This is a genomic window from Embleya sp. NPDC020886, assembly GCF_044333915.1.
Taxonomy (GTDB): domain Bacteria; phylum Actinomycetota; class Actinomycetes; order Streptomycetales; family Streptomycetaceae; genus Embleya.
The window spans coordinates 146,781-164,006 of record NZ_JBIRRX010000007.1; the positions used below are offsets into that span (position 1 = coordinate 146,781).

At 71.8% G+C, this 17,226-nt stretch carries 17 protein-coding genes and 1 pseudogene; 6 read left to right on the top strand and 12 right to left on the bottom strand.

All coding sequences use genetic code 11. The features are described 5' to 3' along the window. Window positions 1–17 precede the first annotated feature (17 nt). Entirely contained in the window at window positions 18–1,289 is a 1,272-nt protein-coding gene (locus ACH4U8_RS24735) for an alpha/beta fold hydrolase (RefSeq protein WP_360317631.1), read from the top strand. A 66-nt stretch (window positions 1,290–1,355) separates the two neighbouring features. On the opposite strand, the gene ACH4U8_RS24740 is transcribed toward ACH4U8_RS24735, so the two are convergent. The 7 genes from ACH4U8_RS24740 to ACH4U8_RS24770 form a co-directional block, all read right to left on the bottom strand. Continuing rightward, window positions 1,356–2,039 (bottom strand): GntR family transcriptional regulator, encoded by a 684-nt coding sequence (locus ACH4U8_RS24740; protein WP_395780230.1) that lies wholly within the window; start codon window positions 2,037–2,039, stop codon window positions 1,356–1,358. Window positions 2,040–2,174: 135 nt separating this feature from the next. Next, complete coding sequence (locus ACH4U8_RS24745) at window positions 2,175–3,176, bottom strand: proline racemase family protein (protein ID WP_379990580.1); 1,002 nt, start codon at window positions 3,174–3,176, stop codon at window positions 2,175–2,177. Further along, a complete protein-coding gene (locus ACH4U8_RS24750) occupies window positions 3,176–4,108 on the bottom strand; it encodes a dihydrodipicolinate synthase family protein (RefSeq protein ID WP_360317623.1) in 933 nt (310 codons plus the stop codon). The genes ACH4U8_RS24745 and ACH4U8_RS24750 overlap by 1 nt, the downstream gene beginning before the upstream one ends. Beyond that, window positions 4,105–5,418 (bottom strand): FAD-dependent oxidoreductase, encoded by a 1,314-nt coding sequence (locus tag ACH4U8_RS24755; protein WP_395780232.1) that lies wholly within the window; start codon window positions 5,416–5,418, stop codon window positions 4,105–4,107. Before ACH4U8_RS24755 ends, ACH4U8_RS24750 begins: the two co-directional genes overlap by 4 nt. Further along, window positions 5,415–5,702, bottom strand: a complete 288-nt coding sequence (locus ACH4U8_RS24760; RefSeq protein WP_360317618.1) for a (2Fe-2S)-binding protein — start codon at window positions 5,700–5,702, stop codon at window positions 5,415–5,417. Before ACH4U8_RS24760 ends, ACH4U8_RS24755 begins: the two co-directional genes overlap by 4 nt. Next, window positions 5,699–6,844, bottom strand: coding sequence for an NAD(P)/FAD-dependent oxidoreductase (locus tag ACH4U8_RS24765; protein WP_395780234.1), 1,146 nt, complete (start codon window positions 6,842–6,844; stop codon window positions 5,699–5,701). The genes ACH4U8_RS24760 and ACH4U8_RS24765 overlap by 4 nt, the downstream gene beginning before the upstream one ends. Before the next feature lie 161 nt (window positions 6,845–7,005). Further along, entirely contained in the window at window positions 7,006–8,043 is a 1,038-nt protein-coding gene (locus tag ACH4U8_RS24770; protein ID WP_395780236.1) for a glycerophosphodiester phosphodiesterase, read from the bottom strand. Window positions 8,044–8,182: 139 nt separating this feature from the next. On the opposite strand from ACH4U8_RS24770, the gene ACH4U8_RS24775 reads away from it, so the two are divergent. Then, the gene (locus ACH4U8_RS24775; RefSeq protein ID WP_360317609.1) at window positions 8,183–8,356 is read left to right on the top strand and encodes a hypothetical protein; all 174 of its coding nucleotides are present in this window, start codon (window positions 8,183–8,185) and stop codon (window positions 8,354–8,356) included. Between the two features lie 180 nt (window positions 8,357–8,536). On the opposite strand, the gene ACH4U8_RS24780 is transcribed toward ACH4U8_RS24775, so the two are convergent. Beyond that, window positions 8,537–9,316 (bottom strand): SDR family NAD(P)-dependent oxidoreductase, encoded by a 780-nt coding sequence (locus ACH4U8_RS24780; RefSeq protein ID WP_379990687.1) that lies wholly within the window; start codon window positions 9,314–9,316, stop codon window positions 8,537–8,539. 108 nt (window positions 9,317–9,424) lie between these two features. Here ACH4U8_RS24780 and ACH4U8_RS24785 point away from each other — a divergent pair, with 108 nt between their 5' ends. Further along, the gene (locus ACH4U8_RS24785) at window positions 9,425–10,648 is read left to right on the top strand and encodes a TetR/AcrR family transcriptional regulator (RefSeq protein ID WP_395780238.1); all 1,224 of its coding nucleotides are present in this window, start codon (window positions 9,425–9,427) and stop codon (window positions 10,646–10,648) included. A 60-nt stretch (window positions 10,649–10,708) separates the two neighbouring features. Here the strand turns inward: ACH4U8_RS24785 and ACH4U8_RS24790 are convergent. Together ACH4U8_RS24790 and ACH4U8_RS24795 are read right to left on the bottom strand one after the other, a co-directional pair. Continuing rightward, window positions 10,709–10,891 (bottom strand): annotated as a pseudogene (locus ACH4U8_RS24790) (molybdenum cofactor biosynthesis protein MoaE); the annotation flags it as partial. Window positions 10,892–10,972: 81 nt separating this feature from the next. Beyond that, the gene (locus ACH4U8_RS24795; RefSeq protein ID WP_360317601.1) at window positions 10,973–11,776 is read right to left on the bottom strand and encodes an IclR family transcriptional regulator; all 804 of its coding nucleotides are present in this window, start codon (window positions 11,774–11,776) and stop codon (window positions 10,973–10,975) included. A gap of 106 nt (window positions 11,777–11,882) precedes the next feature. Here ACH4U8_RS24795 and aceB point away from each other — a divergent pair, with 106 nt between their 5' ends. The 3 genes from aceB to ACH4U8_RS24810 all read left to right on the top strand — a co-directional run bounded on the left by aceB (window position 11,883) and on the right by ACH4U8_RS24810 (window position 14,623). Further along, window positions 11,883–13,502, top strand: coding sequence for a malate synthase A (gene aceB / locus ACH4U8_RS24800; RefSeq protein WP_395780240.1), 1,620 nt, complete (start codon window positions 11,883–11,885; stop codon window positions 13,500–13,502). A 263-nt stretch (window positions 13,503–13,765) separates the two neighbouring features. Further along, complete coding sequence (locus tag ACH4U8_RS24805; RefSeq protein WP_395780242.1) at window positions 13,766–14,155, top strand: gamma-glutamylcyclotransferase; 390 nt, start codon at window positions 13,766–13,768, stop codon at window positions 14,153–14,155. 111 nt (window positions 14,156–14,266) lie between these two features. Continuing rightward, the gene (locus ACH4U8_RS24810) at window positions 14,267–14,623 is read left to right on the top strand and encodes a hypothetical protein (RefSeq protein ID WP_360317595.1); all 357 of its coding nucleotides are present in this window, start codon (window positions 14,267–14,269) and stop codon (window positions 14,621–14,623) included. Between the two features lie 144 nt (window positions 14,624–14,767). On the opposite strand, the gene ACH4U8_RS24815 is transcribed toward ACH4U8_RS24810, so the two are convergent. Both ACH4U8_RS24815 and pucL read right to left on the bottom strand, forming a co-directional pair. After that, window positions 14,768–16,183: an 8-oxoguanine deaminase gene (locus ACH4U8_RS24815; RefSeq protein WP_379990685.1), complete on the bottom strand. Its 1,416-nt coding sequence runs from the start codon at window positions 16,181–16,183 to the stop codon at window positions 14,768–14,770. A 126-nt stretch (window positions 16,184–16,309) separates the two neighbouring features. After that, complete coding sequence (pucL, locus tag ACH4U8_RS24820) at window positions 16,310–17,224, bottom strand: factor-independent urate hydroxylase (RefSeq protein WP_395780244.1); 915 nt, start codon at window positions 17,222–17,224, stop codon at window positions 16,310–16,312. Between the last annotated feature and the right edge of the window lie 2 nt (window positions 17,225–17,226).

A 17,226-nucleotide genomic window follows, 5' to 3' on the forward strand; every position in this document is an offset into this window, starting at 1 on the left:
GCTTGGGGGAAAGACGCATGACCCGCATCACCCGGATACCGGGGATGGCCCTGACCGATCACACCTTCACCGTTCCGCTCGACCACTCCCGTCCGGACGGGCCGACCATCGAGGTCTTCGCACGCGAGGTGGTCGATCCGCTCGCCGCGGACCGGAAGCGGCCGTGGTTGTGCTTCCTGCAGGGCGGCCCGGGCGGCAAGGCCGGGCGACCCAATCGCGCCACCGGCTGGCTTCAGCGCGCGCTGCGCACCCACCGCGTACTGCTCCTGGACCAACGCGGCACCGGTCGCAGCACACCGATCACACCGAGCCTGGCGGCCCGTACCGCACCCGAGGAACTCGCCGCGCTGCTGCGGCACATGCGCGAGGACGCGATCGTCGCCGACGCCGAGTTCATCCGTCGACGGCTGTGCGGCGACGAGCCGTGGGAGACGCTCGGGCAGAGCTATGGCGGTTTCATCACGCTCGCCTACCTCTCCCAAGCGCCCGAGGGCCTGAAGTCCTGTTATGTCACCGGGGGCTTGATCGGCCTGGACTGCACGGCCGAGGACGTCTACCACCGCACGTATCCCCGAGTGCGGGCGAAGAACGCCGAGTACTACGCCCGCTATCCGGACGACGTGGCGGCGGTGCGGCGACTGGCCGACCATCTGGCCGCGCACGACGTGCGGTTGCCCGACGGCGACCGACTCACCCCGCGCCGGCTGCAGTTCCTGGGCCAGGTGTTCGGGATGGGCGACGGCTTCGAGCAGGTGCACTGGATGCTGGACGAGGCGTGGGACGGCGACCGGGTCTCGGATACCTTCCGGGCCGCCGCGATGCACGCCACCGCCCTCACCGACCAGCCGCTGTGGGCCGTGCTCCAGGAGCCGATCTACGCGCAGGGCAAGGTCGCCACCGGATGGGCCGCGGCGAAGGTGCACGCGGAGCTGCCGGAGTTCGCCGAGACCGCCGATCCGCTGCTGTTCACCGGCGAGATGATGTACCCCTGGATGTTCGAGGAGATCGCCGCCCTGCGCCCCTTCCGCGAAGCGGCCGACCTGCTCGCCCGGCACGACGACTGGCCCGTCCTGTACGACGTCGAGCGACTGCGGAACAACCGGGTCCCGGTCGCGGCGGCGGTCTTCTTCGACGACATGTACGTGGACGCGGACCTGTCCCTGGACACCGCGCGCCGGGTGGCCAACGTTCGGGCGTGGGTCACCAACGAATGGGAGCACAACGGCTCCAACGCCTCCGGCGGCGCGGTCCTGGACCGCCTGATGGACATGGTCGCCGGCCGACTCTGACCGGGAACGACACGCCGACCGAACCGGCCGCCCGAGTGCCTCGCGCTCGGGCCGCCGGTGTCGGCTTCAGCTCGGTTGCTCGGGACCCGCCCACAGGTGGCGGACGTGGCCGATGTGCCGGGCCATCACGTCCTCGGCCCGGGCGGGATCGCCGGTGGCGAGCGCGTCCAGGAGTTCGAGGTGCTCGGCGGCGGACGCGGCGAGGCGGCCGTTCTGCGCGAGCCGGGACAGGCCGTACAGGCGCGAGCGTTTGCGCAGATCGCCGACCACCCGAACCAGGTGTTCGTTGCCCGCCAACGCGAGCAACGACAGATGGAAGCGGCGATCCGCCTCCACGTACCTGATCAGGTCGCCCTCCTGCGCCGCCGCCACGATCTCCTCGGCGACCGGTCGCAGCGCGGCCAGTTGGGCCGGGGTGACCACGCCCGCGAGGCGGGCCACCACCGGAACCTCGATCAGCGCGCGGACCTCGGTGAACTCGTCCAACTCGCGGTCGGAGAGCTCGGTGACCCGAAAGCCCTTGTTGCGAACGGCCTCGACCAGTCCCTCGTTGGCGAGGTCGAGCATCGCCTCGCGGACCGGGGTCGGTGACACGCCGAACTGCGCGGCCAACGCGGGCGCGGAATAGACCACACCCGGCCGCATCTCGCCCGCGATCAACGCCGCGCGCAACTCCCGTGCCACCCGATCCCGCAGGATCGGCCGATCATCGAAGGACGGCAGCGCGAGCGCTCCGTGTCCCGTTTCCATGGTGCCTCCTCCCGCCATGCTACTGACGGTCAGTCACCCTGTGGGCGGGATCGGAACTGTGCGTACGGGCGATCACCGAGCGTGAGCATATTTCGGCCGGTCGCGCCCCCGGTCGTGCCCCCGGTTCGGCCGCCCTCACAGGCGGAACCCGGCCGGGAAGGGATCCTCGGGATCGAGCAGATACTGCGCGGTGGCGGTGATCCAGGCCCGTCCGGTGACCAGCGGAACCACGGCCGGATGGCCGCCCACCTCGGTGCGTTCCACCAACCGCCCGTGGAAGCGGGTCCCGATGAACGACTCGTTGACGAACGGTTGTCCGATCGCCAATTCGCCGCGTGCGGCCAACTGGGCCATCCGAGCGCTGGTTCCGGTGCCGCACGGCGAGCGGTCGAACCAACCCGGGTGGATCGCCATCGCGTTGCGCGACAGCGTGGCGTCCGAGCCGGGCGCCAGGAACTGCACGTGGTGGCAGCCCGCGATCTTCGGATCCTCCGGATGCACCGGCCGGGCCTGCTCGTTGATCGCCGTCATGATCGCCAGCCCGGCCTCCAGGATGCGTCCGCCCTCGGCCCGGTCGAACGGCAGGCCGATCTTGTCGATCGGCAGGATCGCGTAGAAGTTGCCGCCGTAGGCCAGGTCGTAGCCGACCGAACCCAGACCCGGCACGTCCACGGTCGCGTCCAGGGTGTGGGCGTACGAGGGGACGTTGCGCAGGGTCACCGAGCGGGCCGCGCCGTCGCGGACCTCGACCTCGGCGATCACCAGCCCGGCGGGCGTGTCCAGGCGGACCGTGGTGACCGGTTCGACCACCTCGACCATGCCGGTCTCCACCAGCACGGTGGCCACCCCGATCGTGCCGTGTCCGCACATCGGCAGGCAACCCGACACCTCGATGAACAACACGCCGTAGTCCGCGTCCGGGCGGGTCGGCGGTTGCAGGATCGCGCCGCTCATCGCGGCGTGTCCGCGCGGCTCGTGCATCAACAGCGTGCGCAGGTCGTCCCGGTGGGCCATGAAGTGCACCCGCCGCTCGGCCATGGTGGCACCGGGCAGCACGCCGACGCCGCCGGTGATCACCCGGGTCGGCATGCCCTCGGTGTGCGAGTCGACCGCGTGGAAAACGTGTCGTGAGCGCATCAGGCCAGTCCCTCCGCGAGCGCCTTCTCGGTGAACTCGCGCACCGACGCCTCCTGTTCGGGCAACAACGGGAGCCGCGGCGCGCGACACGGGCCGCCGCGGCGCCCGGCCAGGTCCATCGACAGCTTGATCGACTGTACGAACTCGGTGCGCGAATCCAGCCGGAGCAGTGGATGCAACAGGCGGTACAGCGGCAACACGGCGCGCACATCGCCGCCGATCGCGGCGCGGTACAACTCGACGGTGGCTCGCGGGAAGACGTTCGCGTAGCCGGCGATCCAGCCGACCGCACCGGCCAGCCCGAACTCCAGCGCGACGTCGTCGCTGCCGATCAACACGTCCAGTCCGGGCGCGAGTTCGGCGATCTCGTAGGCCCGGCGCACGTCCCCGGTGAACTCCTTGACGCCGACCACGAGACCTTCCTCGTACAGGTCCGCGAGCAGTCGGGGGGTCAGGTCGACCTTCGTGTCGAACGGGTTGTTGTACGCGACGATCGGCAGGCCCGCGCGGGCCGCGGTGCGGTAGTGGTCGAGCACCGTGCGGGTGTCCGCGCGGTAGCTGTTGGGCGGCAGCAGCATCACCGCGCGGGCGCCCGCCTCGGCGGCCTGCTCGGCCCAACGCAGCGACTCCGCCGCGCCGTAGGCCGCGATGCCGGGCAACACCCGGTCGCCGCCCACCGCTTCGACCGCGACGTCGACCACCCGGGCCCGCTCGTCGGGCGTGAGCGACTGGTACTCGCCGAGCGAGCCGTTCGGGCAGACGCCGTCACAGCCGGAATCCACCAGCCAGCGCACATGTTCGGCGTAGGCGTCGAAGTCCACGGACAGGTCCTCGCGCAGCGGCAGCGCGGTGGCCACCACGACTCCGTGCCACGGCTGCCGGGTGTCGGGTCGGTCCGGACCGGCAGGGGAGGAGGCGGGATGCGGGCTCATGAGGCTCCTTGGGCTAGGTCTCCGAGACGGATGGGCACACCGATCGGACGAGTGGGTGCCGGCGCGGCGATCGGTCGGTCCAGCACGTCGGACAACACGCACGCGGTGGCCTCGGCGCACATCCGGCCCTGGCACCAGCCCATGCCGGCGCGGGTGAGCAGCTTGATCGAGCGCACGTCGTCGGCGCCGAGCCGGGCCGCCTCCTCGATGCGATCACGCGGCACCTCCTCGCAGCGGCAGATCAGGGTGTCGGCGTGCGACCAGGACGACCACCCGGGGCGGACCGGGTAGAGCGCGCGCAACCCGGCGGCGAACCGGGTGAGCGCGGCCCGGCGGCGCAACAGCGCGCGCGGCGGCGTCCGGCCGGCGATCGCGTACCCGGCCAACTCGCCCTCGACCTCCGCCAGATGCACTCCGCCGATGCCGGTGCTCTCGCCGGCGGCGGACAGCCCGGGAAGATCGGTCGCCTGTCGGGCGTCGACCGCGACGAAGCCGTCCGGGGTGGTCGCGCACCCGAGTTGGCCCGCCAGTTCGAGTTGCGGGGTGAATCCGAAGCCGACCGCGAGGGTGTCGCAGGCCACTTCGGTGGACGTCCCGGGACGAGGTCGCCAGTCGGCGTCCAGACGGGCCACGGTGACCGAGGTCAGGCCGGTGTCGTCGCCGTGCGCGGCGATCACGGCCCGGCCGGTTCGGTACGGGATGCGCCGACGGGCCAGGGCGAGCGCGTAGCGGCCCGCCTCGACCACGCGCGCGGGGCTGTGCGGCGCGAGCGCGGCGGCCCGCGGCGTGGGTCGGGACGCCTCCAGCACCGCGCTCACCTTGACGCCCGCGTCGGCCAGCGCCACCGCGACCGGCAGCAGGAACGGACCGGTGCCGGCCACCACCGCGCGTCGGCCCGGCGCCACGCCGTTGCCCTTGATCAGGGCCTGGGCGCCGCCGGCGGTGAGCACTCCGGGCAGATCCCAGCCGGGGAAGGGCAGTTGCCGGTCGTAGGCGCCGGTGGCCAGCAGCAGGTTGCGGCCGGTCACGGTCACCGGGCCGCCGTCCCGCTCGCCGGCCACGGCGTGCACGGCGAAGCCGTCGGCCGTGCGTTCGACCGCCCAGACGCGGTGTTCGGCGAGGTGTTCGACGGTGTGCAGGCGGGCGAGCGGCGGCCAGGCGGGCGGCCGACCGGCGCGGTGCCGGTGGTATTGGCCGCCCGCGCGGGAGCCGGCGTCCAGGACGGCGACCCGCAGGCCGAAGCAAGCGGCGGTGACGGCGGCGGTGAGGCCGGCGGGGCCGGCGCCGACGACGACCAGGTCGTGGGTCATGTGGTGCTCACCTCGTCGTCGGGGCGGGCGGTGACCAGGCAGGCCCGCAGGGAGGGGGTGCCGTTCACCGTGACCAGACAGTCGAAGCACACCCCGATGCCGCAGAACAACCCCCGCGGCTTGCCGGCGAACCGGGTGGTGCGCCAGGACCGGATCCCGGCGGCGAGCATCGCGGCGCCGACGGTCTGCCCGGCCTCCACCGGGACGGGCCGACCGTCCACGCCGATCCGGAAGTGGTCCGCGCCGGGCGGGTGGACCGGGGTGGGTTCGGATGCGCCGGTCACGAGGACACCTCCGCGAAGCGGGTCGGGGCGAATGGGGTGGAATCGAACTCGGGGTCCTTGCCGGTCAGTCCCCGGGCGACGAGGTGCCCGGTGGCGGGCGCCAGTCCGACGCCGGCGCCCTCGTGACCGCACGCGTGCCACAGGCCGGGCACGCGCGGATCCGGGCCGATCACCGGCAGGTGGTCCGGGGAGTACGGCCGGAACCCCCGATAGGCGCGCAATACCGAGACGCCGGCCAGGAACGGGAACAGCTCGATCGCCTGCGCCGCCAGCCGGCGCAGCACCGGGACCGGGAACGAACGGTCGAAACCGACCCGTTCGCGGCTCGCGCCGATCAGGATGGTGCCGGACGGGGTGCCCTCGACCACGGCCGACGAGGCCAGGTCCGCGTCGTCGCCGGCGACGTCGCCCGCGTAGCTCGCGGCATACACCTTGTGTCGCACCATCGCCGGCAGCGGCTCGGTGACCAGTACGAAGCCGCGGCGGGGGAGGATCGGCAGCGACGCCCCGGCGAGCGCGGCCACCGCACCGGACCAGGTGCCCGCCGCGTTGACCACCGCGCCGGTGGCGAGTTCGCCGTGCGAGGTGCGTACGCCGAGCACCCGCCCGTCCCGCCCGAGCCGGAAGCCGGTGACGGTGACCCCGGTGTGCAACCGCACCCCCGAGCTCAGCAGCGCGGCGGCGGCCAGCGCGGGCTGCACCTGCGCGTCCTGCGGATAGTGCGTCCCGCCGGCCAGCCCCGGGGCCAGGTGCGGTTCGTAGGAGGCCAGGTCCGCGGCGTCCACGGCGTGCGCGGTGACCCCGCAGGGGCGCTGCGTGGCGGCGGTGGCGGCCATCGCGCCCGCCTCGGCCCCGGTCCGGGCGACGATCAGGCCGCCCTTGCGCTGGTACTCGAAATCGGGCCCGTCCTCGGCGAGTTCGGCCCACAGGCGGAGCGAGAGCAGGGCCAGGGCCAGCTCGGGTCCGGGCTCCTTGTCGGAGACCAGCAGGTTTCCCTCGCCGGCACCGGTGGTCCCGCCCGCGACCGGACCACGATCGAGCACGGTGACGGACAGGCCGGCACGGGCGGCGTAGTGGGCGCACGCGGCGCCGACGACGCCCGCGCCGATGACGACGACATCACTGGGACGGAGTTCGCTCACATCTGTAAAATGTCACATTGCCCTCACGAGGTAAAGGGTTTGCCGACGCCGGTCCGTGGACAGTCGGCCCGGCCGGCCGGGCCGAACCTCCGAGAAGAAGGCCCGCGGCCGGTTCCGGGAGGGTTACCCGGAATCGGCCGCGGGCCTCGTGGTGCGTCGATTCAGGGTTTGCCGGTGCCCTTCGCGTGGTGCGTGGTGAGCCACGAGACCAGGTCGGCGGTCCGGTTCGTGATGATGCCGTCCACCCCCGCCTCGTCGAGCGCCGCCCACTCCTTGGGGTCGTCCGGCGTCCAGGCCAGCACCGCGATGCCGGCGGCGTGCAACTGCTGCACCAGTTGCGGGCGTTGCCGCAGGGCCTGGTAGGACGGGTTGTACGAGGCGAGGCGCAACTCCTTGGCCAGCGCCACCGGATCGGGGTCCAGCCGATCCCGGAGCAGTCCGAGCGGCAACTCGGGGGCGACGTCACGGGTGATCCGCAGCGAATCCACGTCGAAACTCTGCACGAACACCCGGCCGGACATGCCGGCGGTCCGTACCTCCTGGACGATCCGGGAGATCTCCTCCCGGGTGTGCGGGGTCTTGATCTCCAGGAGCAGCCGGCCGCCGTGCGTGCGCAGGTCGGCGAGTTGCTCGCGCAGGGTCAGTACATGGGTGCCGGCGAAGGACGGCTTGAACCACTTTCCGGCGTCCAGCGTGGCCAGGTGAGCGGCCGTCAGTTCGCGCAGGCGGCCCTTGCCGTTGGTGGTTCGATTCACGGTGGCGTCGTGCATGATGTGCGGGACGCCGTCGACGCTGGGCTGGACGTCGTTCTCGATCCAGTCCGCGCCCGAGCGCCGGGCCGCCTCGTCCGAGGGCAGCGTGTTCTCCGGGGCCAGGGTCGGCGCACCCCGATGTCCGAACACCATCGGCCGGGCGCCGGGCGCGCGGATGTAGCTGCGGCCCTCGATCGCGGAGCCGCCCCGAGGGGTGTCCGGAATCCCCGCGGGCGGATGCGCGGCGGCGGCCGGCGGCGGCTTGGAGGGCGTGAGAGTGGCACCGGCCAAGGACGATTTCGCACCGTCGTGCAGGTAGGCGGGCACCAGGCATTGCACGCAACCGAATGCGATGCCCAGGCCGGCCAGGGAGCCGACGATCCCTCGTTTGCTGCGGTGGAATCGCGTCCGGGGCCGGGGAGCGCGCCCGGGTGGGTCAAGGAGCATCCAGGCATCGTAGAAGCAATTCCGGGCTGCCATTCGCATTCGATCAACACGTTCGGTAGCTCTCGACATGCACCGCGTGACGATCGATGTGAGAGTGGATGACGACCGACCATCGGTTCTCCGTAGGAGGAAAACGGCCATGGCCAAGCAGAAGTCGAAACCTCACCTGCAGAACAAGAATTCGCTGTTCGTCGAAGCCGAGCGTGCCGACTCCGCACCGGCACCGGCAGCGGAGGCGACGGACACCCTCGAATCCCACAAGGCGGCCAGGCGCGGCAAGAGCGACCGGCCCAAGGGTCGCCCGAAGCGCTGACGGCCCGGCGTCCGCGGCCGGCGCCCCCGGGCACCGGCCCCGGACGATCCCCCGAACCTCGCGGATGCCCGGGGGAGGGGCGTGAAGTCCCCACCGCCCCGCCCGGTACGCGCCCGCAGGCCCCGCCGACTTCGCGTCGGCGGGGCCTGTGGCGTGCCCGGGCCGGTGGCCGGATGTGCGCTACGGGCGGGTCGGTCCGTAGACCCGACCGGTCCTGGTGGACACGCTGCCGAACAGGCCGCGGGGGGTGAGTTTGGCCAACCCGACCACCGCCTTGTAGCGCAAGTCCGGCACGCTGACCGTGCGGCCCACCGCGAGGTCGCGGATCGCGGCGGCGACCACCCGATCGGCGTCCAACCACATCCAGTTGGGGATGTTGGAGGTGCCCATCCCGGCCCGCAGGTGGAACTCGGTGCGCACGAAGCCCGGACACAGCGCCATCAACCGCACACCGCTGCCCGCGAGTTCGCGGGCCGCGCCCTCGGTGAAGCTGACCACCCACGCCTTGCTCGCGCCGTAGGTGCCGCGCGGCAGGAAGGCCGCGACGGAGGCCACGTTGATCACCCAGCCGCGACCACGCTCGCGCATCGCGGCACTCGCGGCGGTGGTCAGCCGCAGCACCGCCTCGCAGTGCACCTTGAGCATGCGCACCTCGTCGGCCGTCGACGCGTCCAGGAAACCGCCCTTGTTGCCGAAGCCGGCGTTGTTGACCAACACGTCCACCGGTGCGACGCGATCGGCGAGCCGGGCCTCGACCGCCGCGATTCCCTCGTCCGTGGCCAGGTCCGCGGCCAGCACCTCCACCGGCACCCCGTGCTCCTCGCTCAGGTCGCGGGCGGATTCGGCCAGGCGTTCCCGGTCGCGCGCGACCAGGACGAGGGCGTGCCCCTCGTGGGCGAGTCGTCGGGCGAACGCGGCGCCGAGGCCCGAAGTGGCACCGGTGATCAGTGAGGTCGTCATGTCGCCCAGGGTAGTAACCGAACGCCCGCGGGCCCGATTCGCGCGTCGGCGGCGGGCGCGGCCGGCTGAAACAATGGCGCCGGGGCGGATCCCGGAAGGAAGTACGCGATGGCGGCTGCGGTGCGCAAGGTCGGTGGACACGTGCCACCGGCCCGGGGGACCCGACCACGCAATCGGCGCGCGCTGATCCTGGCCGCGGCAGCCGAACTGTTCCACCGCCGCGGGTACGCGGACGTGGGTATGAGCGACATCGCCGAGGCGGTGGGCATGGGACCGTCGGCGCTGTACCGGCACTTCCGGAGCAAGCAGCACCTGCTCATGCAGGTCGTGCTCGACGGGGTCGCGCCGGTGCGCGACGCACTGGCGCGCAGCGCGGTCGAGGATCCGGACACCGTGCTGCGTGCGGTGGTCGCGGTCACCCTCGACCATCGCGAGGTCGGCGTGTTGTGGCAGCGCGAGGGCCGGTTGTTGCCGGCGGCGGAGCGGGCCGAGGTCCGGCGCGAGATCCGCGCGGTGACCGCCGTGGTCGCCGGGCTGATCCGGACCGCCCGGCCGGAGTTGTCGTCCGAACAGGCCGAGTTGCTCGCGTGGTGCGGCCTGGGCGTGCTGCTCAGCCCGTCCTTCCATCACATCGAACTCCCGCGTCCGGAATATCTGCGGCTGCTGGTGGAGTTGGGCCGGGCGGCGGTGGCCGCGCCGCCCGCCGAACTGGTGCCGATGGCCCGTCCGCCGGCCGGGCTGGTGCTGCGCTCGCGCCGCGAGGCGTTGCTGACCGCGGCCGTACGGATGTTCGCCGAGCAGGGGTATGCGGGCGTGGCCATCGAGGACATCGGCGCGGCGGCCGGGATCGCGGGCCCGAGTGTGTACAACCACTTCGAGAGCAAGGGGGACCTGCTCTCGGCGGCGGTGACCCGGGGCATCGAGTGGTTGGCGATGGACATGACGCGCGCGCTCGCCGGCGCCGCGGATCCCGAGACGGCGCTGCGCGTCCTGCTGGCGGCCTACATCCGATTCGCGGCCGAACACAGCGACCTGGTCACGTTGTTGCTCACGGAGGTCTCGCACCTGCCGACGCCGGCTCGGCATCGGGCCCGGCAGGCGCAGTCCGACTACCTGATGGAGTGGGTGCACCTGTTGTGCGCGGTGCGGCCGGAGTACGCGACGGCGCCCGCCCGGATCCGGGTGTACGCCGCGCTGACCGCGATCAACGACGTGGCGCGCACCCGCCATCTGCGGGACACCGCGGGGGTGGCCGCGACGCTTGCCGCGGTGGCCGGTGCGGTGCTCGGGCTGGATCCGGTCGGGCCGCCGGCGCTCAGTGCTCGCAGTTGACCCAGCCCCGGCGCCGTCGAGGTAGGTCTGCCGCTTCCGGATCGGCACCTCGTGCTTGATCCGGTCGACCGGTTCGTGGCAGGCCGTGAAGGCCGCCGCGCGATGTGCGGTGGCGACCGCCACGACGATCGCGGTGTCGCCGACGAGCAGGTCGCCCGGCCGCGATCGCGGGCAGGTCCGGCCGGTGGCGCGAAGGGGTGGGACATGCCCGCCAGTAGAGCCGCCGGGCCGGCGAGGGTCCACGGGCGGAACGTACGAGAGCCGGTCGGCGCGGGTGTGGGCGGCGTGGTGGATTCATCCGAAGGCGCGGACCGGGCGCGGGTGTCAGTTCGTGGGCATCGACTCCGGGGCCGGTTCGGTGCCGCCCAGGCGCGCGCCCAGCCGGACCGCGATCTCCTGCATCCTGGTGGTCATCCAGCGCTCCTCCATCGCCCGGATCCGGCCCTCGGGGCCGGACACGGACAGCGCGGTCGCGGTGGGCGCTCCCGGCACCACGACCGCGACGCAGCGCACGCCGAGTTCCTGTTCCTGGTCGTCGATCGCATAGCCCTGGGCCCTGATCCGCGGGAACTGGGCGAGCAGCTCGGCCGGATCGGTGACGGTGTGTTCGGTGTGCGAGGTCAGTGGTCGACCGCCGAGCACGCGGGCGGCGTCCGCCTCCGGGAGTTGGGCGAGCAGGATCTTGCCCACCGCGGTGCAGTGCGGCTGTACGCGCCGGCCGACCTCGGTGAACATCCGCATCGAATGCCTGCTGGGCACCTGGCCGACATAGACCACCTCGCCGGCCTCCAACACCGCGAGATTGGCGGTCTCGCCGGTGGCCTCCATCAGTTCGGCCAGGTACGGCCGGGCCCAGCCGCCGAGCAGGCGACCTGCGGTCTCGCCCAACCGGATCAGCCGCGGGCCCAGGGTGTAGCGGCGAGAGGCGTCCTGGCGCAGATATCCCAGCGACACGAGCGTGCGTACCAGGCGGTGGATGGTGGGCATGGGCAATCCTGAACGCGCGGCGAGTTCGCTGAGCGTCAGCACTCCGCCCGCGTCGGCGAGCAGTTCGAGGAGGTCGAACGCGCGTTCCAGGGACTGGACGCCACCGCTCGTGCCGTTGCTACGTGAGTCGAGTGCGGCCACGGCATGATCCTTCGTCGAGAATATTTCAACAAGTTGTTGAACTTCCGTTTCCCGGAAACTAATGTCCACTCTACAAAAGAGCGTCGACGGCGAAGGAGAGCCACCCATGAGTGCACCGGCCATCGTGGTCAAGCACGGCACGGCGACCGGCGGCTCCGTGCCGCGAGCGGACGAGGTGCTCACCACCGAGGCGCTGCGTTTCGTGGCGAGCCTGCAACGCAGGTTCGGCGGCCGTCGCGACGCGTTGCTCGACCTGCGCCGGGCCCGACGCGAGGAGATCGCCCGCACCGGCCGGCTCGACTTCCTGCCGGAGACCGCCGAGGTGCGGGCCGCCGACTGGCGTGTCGCCGAGGCGCCGCCCGCGCTGCGGGACCGACGGGTGGAGATCACCGGCCCGGCGGATCGCAAGATGACCATCAACGCGCTCAACTCCGGCGCCCGGATCTGGCTCGCCGACTTCGAGGACGCGTCGGCGCCGACCTGGCACAACGTCGTCGCGCATCAGCTCAACCTGATCGACGCCTACGACCGGCGGATCGACTTCTCCACCGCCGAGGGCAAGAGCTACCGGCTGCGCCCGGACGACGAGTTGGCCACCGTGGTGATGCGCCCGCGCGGCTGGCACCTGGACGAGCGGCACGTCCTGGTCGACGGGGTGCCGGCCGCCGGCGCGCTGGTCGACTTCGGGCTGTACTTCTTCCACAACGCGGCCCGCCTGCTTGACCGGGGCCTGGGCCCGTACTTCTACCTGCCCAAGATCGAGAGCCACCTCGAAGCCCGGTTGTGGAACGACGTGTTCCGACACGCACAGGACCTGCTGGACATCCCGCGCGGCACGATCCGCGCCACCGTGCTGATCGAGACGGTCACGGCCGCGTTCGAGATGGACGAGATCCTGTACGAACTGCGCGAGCACGCGTCGGGTCTGAACGCGGGCCGCTGGGACTACCTGTTCAGCATCGTCAAGAACTTCCGCGACGTGGGCGACGCGTTCGTCCTGCCGGACCGCAACGCGGTCACCATGACCGCGCCGTTCATGCGGGCGTACACCGAACTGCTCGTGCGCACCTGCCACCGGCGCGGGGCGCACGCGATCGGCGGGATGGCGGCGGTGATCCCCTCCCGACGCGACGCGGCGGCCAACGCGGCGGCGCTGACCAAGGTGCGCGACGACAAGGACCGCGAGGCCGGCGACGGCTTCGACGGCTCGTGGGTGGCGCACCCCGACCTGGTGCCGGTCTGCCGCGAGGCGTTCGACGCGGTGCTCGGCGATCGGCCCAACCAGATCGAACGCACCCGGGACGACGTCGAGGTGACGGCGGATCAGCTCCTGGACGTGGCGTCGGCCGAGGGGTCGCCGACCGGGGCCGGGCTGCACGCGGCGGTCGGGGTCGGGCTGCGCTACCTGGAGGCGTGGCTGCGCGGATACGGTGCGGTCGGCGTCTTCGGCCTGATGGAGGACGTGGCGACCGCGGAGATCTCCCGGTCCCAGGTCTGGCAGTGGATCAACAACGGCGTGGTGCTCGCGGACACCGGCGAGAAGGTGACCGCGGACCTGGTCCGGCGCCTGGTCGTCGAGGAACTGGGCGCACTGCGCGAGGACATCGGCGACGACCGGTTCGAGGCGGGCCGCTGGACGGCCGCCCGGGACCTGTTCCTCAAGGTGGCCCTGGCTGCGGACTTCGTCGACTTCCTCACCCTGCCGGGATACGAACTGCTCGACTGAGGCGGGCTGTTCGCCGATCCCCCCAATACCGGGACGGCCGGGTCCACCCCGGCGGTCGTGGGGCGCGTCCAATCGGGCGGGCCCGGTCGTTCCGCAGCTTGGCACCGTGTTTTCGGGCGCGGGCGATGTCGCGCCGGTACCGCCGGTGCCGAGATCGCTCGCGTCGACACCGCTCGCGCCGACGCCGTTCGTGCGGGCATCGCTCATGCCGACACTGCTCGCGTCGACGTTGTCCGTGCGGGCATCGAACAGGAGGCAGCACAATGGCTCGGATGTTCCTCAACGGCCAGGCGATGGAGGGTGGTCCGTTCCACCATCACCTGGCGGGTGCGCCGCTGGTGGCCAAGATCCGTACCGCGCCCGGCTATCGCTTCTTCTCCATCGGCGACCGTTGTCCTGGTCTGTTGCCCGATCCGGCGAGCGAGGTGCAGATCGCGGGCGAGGTGTACGAGGTTCCGGACGAGGTGCTGCGCGACAACCTCCTGCCGACCGAGCCGGCCGAGCTGGAGTTCGGGATCATCAAGCTGGAGGACGGCTCGGCCTGCTTCTCGATGATCCTGCGGCGCGGCGAATTGCAGTCGGGCCGGCACAAGGAGATCACCGAGTTCGGTGGCTGGCGCGCCTATTTGCGGACGCTGGGGCGCGAGGCGTAGTCCGGCTTCGAGCACGCGGGGCGGGTCCGACCCGGGTCGGACCCGCCCCGCGTGGGTTGCGCCGGGTCGGTGCTGCCCAATCCCGACAATCGGGGCCCATATGATCTTGGCATGACTGCCGCGAACCCGGCCCTGGCCGCCATCCTCGACCGCGCCGACGACTCCGAGATCGACCCTGCCGACCTGCTCGCGGAGATCGTGGCCGGCGGGGTGGTCGTCGCGATCGACGACACCGAGTCGGTGGTCTTCATTCGCGGCCGGGACGGGCAGCCGTGGTTGCCGGCGTTCGTCGACGCGGATACGTGTGCCCGGGACGTGCCGCATGGCCGGCCGTACTCGTGCGACGCGGCGCGGCTGGTCGACATCGCCGGGCGGACCGGGGTGCGGACGATGACGGTGGCGTCCGCGACGCAGTGTGCGACGGTGCCGCTGGCGCTGGTGGCCAAGGCGGTTGCGGCGCGGGACTGAGGTGCCGGCGCGGGCCGACGCGCGGCCGAAGTCCCGGGGGGCCTCGGCCGCGTGACGGCAGGTCAGGGGATGACGGTGGTGTGTCGGGGCGCCGGTGCTCGGGCCTGCCGGTCCGCCGGTCCGCCGGCTCGGCGGTTCGGCCGTTTACGCGGCGCGCAGCCGGGCCGCCGCGTGGGCGACGTTGCGGGCGATCTCCTCCTCGTCGACCCGGGAGAGGTGCCCCTGTTCGACCACTTCGCGGCCGTTCACCAGCAGCAGGGTCAGCGGCGCCGCCGCACCCAGGACCAGGGCCGCGACCGGGTCGACGATCCCCGAGTGCAGTACGCCGTCCACCCGCCACATGGCCAGGTCGGCGAGCTTGCCGGGCTCCAACGAGCCGATCTCGCGCTCGCGACCGAGCACCTTCGCGCCGCCCATCGTGCCCAGTCGCAGTGACTGACGGACCGTCATCGCCGCCGGGCCGCCCCGCAGCCGGGCGATCAGCAGGGCGTTGCGCAGTTCCGTACCCAGCTCGCCCGACTCGTTGGAGGCGGTGCCGTCGACGCCCAGGCCGACCGGCACGCCGGCGGCCACCATCTCCGGCACCCGGGCGATGCCCGCGGCGATTCGGGCGTTGGAGGACGGGCAGTGCGCCACGCCGGTGCCGGTGGCGGCGAACTTGGTGATGTCCGAGTCGTTCATGTGCACGCAGTGCGCCATCCACACGTCCTCGCCCAGCCAGCCCACGCTCTCCAGGTAGTCGGTGGGACCCATGCCGAACCTCTCCCGGCAAAACGCCTCCTCCTCCACCGTCTCCGACCCGTGGGTGTGCAGTCGCACGCCCTTGGCTCGCGCCAACTCGGCTGCTCCGCGCAGGAGTTCCGGAGTGACGGAGAACGGAGAGCAGGGCGCGGCGGTGACTCGCACCATCGAGTCGAAGGACGCGTCGTGCCATCTGTCGATCGCCCCGGCGGTCGCGGCGAGTGCCGCGTCGGTGTCCTCGACGCACGCGTCCGGGGGCAGCCCACCCTGCGACCGGCCCAGGTCCATCGAGCCGCGGGTGGGCTGGAAGCGCATGCCAAGTTCGGCCAGCGCGCGGATCTCCGCCCCCAGGATGTCGCCGCCGTCCTTGGGGAAGACGTACGCGTGATCCGTGGAGGTGGTGCAGCCCGAGCGCAACAGCGCGGCGGCCGAGCCCTGTGCGGCGGCGTAACACATCTCGTCGTCGATCTTCGCCCAGGTGGGGTACAGCGTCACGAGCCAGTCGAAGAGGTTGCACTCCTGGGCGAGGCCGCGGGTGATCCACTGGTAGAAGTGGTGGTGGGTGTTGACCAGGCCCGGGGTGACCAGGTGGCCGGTTCCGTCGACCCGGCGCACCACGTTCTCCAGGCCGGCCGGGGCGGCTCCGGCGCCGACCGACTCGATGCGGTTGCCGGCGGTCACGATGTGGCCGAAGGCGTATTCGGTGTCGCGTGCGTCGACGGTGGCGATCGCGCAGTTCTCGATGACGACGCGCCCGGTGGCGGCGGACGTCGCGGCGGAGTTCCCTGCGGCGTTCCCGGCGGAGGTCCCTACAGACATGGGCAGTCCCTTTGCGGCAGCGGTCCGATGTGCGAACGTACCGCCGTCTGGTCCTGCCTGCTGCGGGCCCCGGAGGCGGGACGGCGGATGAGAATCCTCCGGGGTAATTGCCCGAGCAGTGTGTGTTCAGTCCACCGGAATCAGCGGAGTGACGCCCTCGCGGTGCACCGTGCCCTCGATCAGACCGTAGGGTCGGTCGGCGGCGTAGTACACCTCCTTGTCGTTCTTGACGCCGATCTGCTCCATGTCGACGAGGAAGTTGTGCTTGTTCGGCAGGGACAGTCGAACCTCGTCCACCTCGTGCCGCCCGGTCAGGACCCGGTTGGCCATCGCGTACAGGGTCTGCTGGAGCGAGTAGGAGTAGGTCTCGGCGAACGCCTCCAGCAGGTGTCGGCGCACCTGGGCGTACGAGCGCTCCCAGTTCGGCTCGACCGCGTCGTCGCCCGCGTCGAAGGAGAACCGCCAGCGGGCGGTGACCTGGGTCGCCAGGATCCGGTCGTACGCCTCCTGGAGCGTGGTGTATCGGTCCTTGATGTAGCCCCAGAACTCGGAGGACGTCGTGTTCATCACGATCAGGTCCTTGAGCCCGGATATCACCCGGACCCGCCCGTGTTCCCAGACGATCTCGGTGGTCCGGGTCTCGCCGCCGTCGCGGACGAACGAGTGTTGGATCTCGTCCGCGCCGATGAAGCGGTTGCGCGAGGGGGCGGCGGGGATCCGGTTCCACGGGTACTCCTCGATCCGTACCCGGGCCCGGGTGATCGAGGGCTGCGACTCGACGAAGTGCCGGGCCAGGCGCACGCCGTAGCCCTCGGCCGAGTCGATGCCGTGTTCCCGTGCGAAGGCGAACACGGTGTTCTTCATGGTGTCGGTCGGCAGCACGTTGTCGTTGCCGCCGGTGAAGTGGGTGTCGGACAACTCGCCCGACAGTGCGACGCTGACGTTGAGGTCCTTGACCTCGTGCCGTTCCGTGTCGCGGCGGACCCGCACCACGCGGGTCTCCGCCTTTCCGTACTGATTCTGGCCGAGCACCATCGGCATGC